The sequence below is a fragment of the Vibrio sp. Vb0349 genome (assembly GCF_033338975.1).
Window position 1 is genome coordinate 1 of the sequence record NZ_JAWOTS010000071.1, and the last position, 2313, is coordinate 2313.

General features: G+C 44.0%; 1 protein-coding gene and 1 tRNA gene. One reads left to right on the forward strand and one right to left on the reverse strand.

The genetic code is table 11. The features are described from left to right. The first annotated feature begins 551 nt into the window (after positions 1 to 551). Positions 552 to 1988 (forward strand): NAD-dependent succinate-semialdehyde dehydrogenase, encoded by a 1437-nt coding sequence (locus tag R7Q47_RS23215; RefSeq protein WP_195723071.1) that lies wholly within the window; start codon positions 552 to 554, stop codon positions 1986 to 1988. A gap of 248 nt (positions 1989 to 2236) precedes the next feature. Here the strand turns inward: R7Q47_RS23215 and R7Q47_RS23220 are convergent. Then, positions 2237 to 2312, reverse strand: a tRNA-Asn gene (locus R7Q47_RS23220). Position 2313: the final 1 nt, after the last annotated feature.

Sequence of the window (2313 nt, forward strand, 5' to 3'; positions counted from 1 at the left end):
AGTTGGTTAGAATACCGGCCTGTCACGCCGGGGGTCGCGGGTTCGAGTCCCGTCCACTCCGCCACTTATATTAAGCCCTAGTCGAAAGACTGGGGCTTTTTCGTTTGGTCGTGTCCCCTAGAAATGCATTTACACATTGAAGGCGAGACAATACGACTTTTTGGCACATGAGTTTCTCAGGAAGATGAGCCTGCTGCCTGCACTTCCAATTACTCCGAGTTTGTATCCTGTCCTCGTTGAAAGATTGGTCATTTGAACAATGAGTCTTTATAACACTCGCCCTCAACCGTAGTAGAATGAATAGTCTTCCTCACTGCGCGTTTTGTTAGCGTCTCTCTTAAACAATAATTTTCTACATCTTATTTCTCAAACATTCATTGCTTCCATGTTTAGAGCGGGACCGTCGTTGCGTGGATTACGCAATTTCGCGAAATATAGTGAGGAAGAGAGCTAAGTCTTCCGAAAATTAATGCCTTTTAGAAAACTTTGTTTTCTTTGCTGAACTTGCTAGTAGCGATTAACCTAAGAGGAGTTCTTGAGGAGTATGTTTGATGATGCAACAAATAAAAAATGAAACGCTGAAATCTGTATTTAAGCAATGGTCTTCCGATGAGGGAATTGTGGTCATCAACCCTGCAACTGAGCAAGAGTTAATTCGGTTAAAGCCTAGTACTCTTGATGAGTTAGATGATCTCATTGGTCAGTGCAAAACGGAGCAAGTCCGTTGGGCTAAATTAAGTGCCAAAGAGCGCTCTCGTCGTTTGAGGGGGTGGTATCAACTACTTCTTGATAATGCAGAAGACATAGCCACGATTATTACCTTAGAGCAGGGTAAACCTTTAGCTGAGAGCAAAGGGGAAGTGATGTATGGTGCCTCTTTTGTCGAGTGGTTCTCAGAAGAAGCAAAACGTGCTTATGGCGAAGTTATTCCTGCCCCCACGACAGATAGACGTCTATCTGCAATTCGCCAGCCTGTGGGAGTATGCGCTGCAATTACACCTTGGAACTTCCCTATTGCGATGATTACAAGAAAAGCAGCACCAGCCCTAGCGGCAGGTTGTGGCATGTTGATCAAGCCATCAGAGCTTACCCCTCTCACTGCAATTGCTGTTGTTGAATTAGCTTATCAGGCTGGTATTCCTAAAGAACTGCTTTCTGTCGTGGTATCAGAACAGGCTGCTGAGTTTGGTCAAGTACTAAGTACTGATCCTAGGATTCAGAAGATCTCTTTTACGGGGTCTACGCGCGTTGGGAAAATTTTGATGAAGCAAGCCAGTGATTCAGTCAAGGCGGTGTCGATGGAGTTGGGTGGTAATGCGCCTTTCATCGTGTTTGAAGATGCAGACTTAGATGAGGCTGCGGAAGGGCTTGTCGCGTCGAAGTTCCGTAATGCAGGGCAAACATGTGTTTGTACCAATCGGCTATATGTTCATAAAAATGTAAAACAAGCTTTTATTGATAAAGTATTGTCGAAGTTAAGCAAATTAAAGCTTGGAAATGGTTTAGAGAAAGGTGTCACATTAGGTCCTGTTATTACGATGGCCTCTAAGCATCGACTAGAGGCGGTGATCGATCAAGCTGTACAAGAAGGAGCATCTATTGCTAACTCTCCACAGAGACGGCCTGGTCGCTTTATGGAGCCCGTTCTTTTGGATAGTGTGACGCAGAATATGTCGATTGTTCAGCAAGAGCTATTCGGGCCTGTGTTGCCTATTGTTACCTTTGAAAATGATTATCAAGTTCTCGAAATGGCGAACGATACAGAATATGGTTTGGCTTGCTATTTCTATACGAATAGCTTGAAGCGTATTGTGACTTTTAGTGAAGGTTTAGAGTACGGCATGGTTGGAGTGAATGAAGGGATCATCTCTACTGAAGTGGCGCCATTTGGTGGAGTTAAAGAGTCGGGTGTTGGACGGGAAGGTGCTAAGCAAGGACTCGATGAATATCTGGAGACAAAGTATATTTGTCTTGGTGGTTTAAGCTGATTTCAGAGATGGCCGATTGAATTAAAAAGCTAGGTTTTTACCTAGCTTTTTTTTAGTTGAAAGGCATACCATTTGCCACGCGCGTTTGTGGTTAATATTTTCTGGTTACTTAGTGAGTCGATAGTTAGCTTGCGGTAAGCGGTTTTTAATAATCAAAGCGCTTATGTTATTTCGTTATGGGGTAGGAGAGAGCTTAGCTTTAAACTAATACAAAAAAGCCGCATCAAGTGATGCGGCTTCTTCTAATATGGCTCCTCCTGCTGGGCTCGAACCAGCGACCTGCGGATTAACAGTCCGTCGCTCTACCAACTGAGCTAAGGAGGAA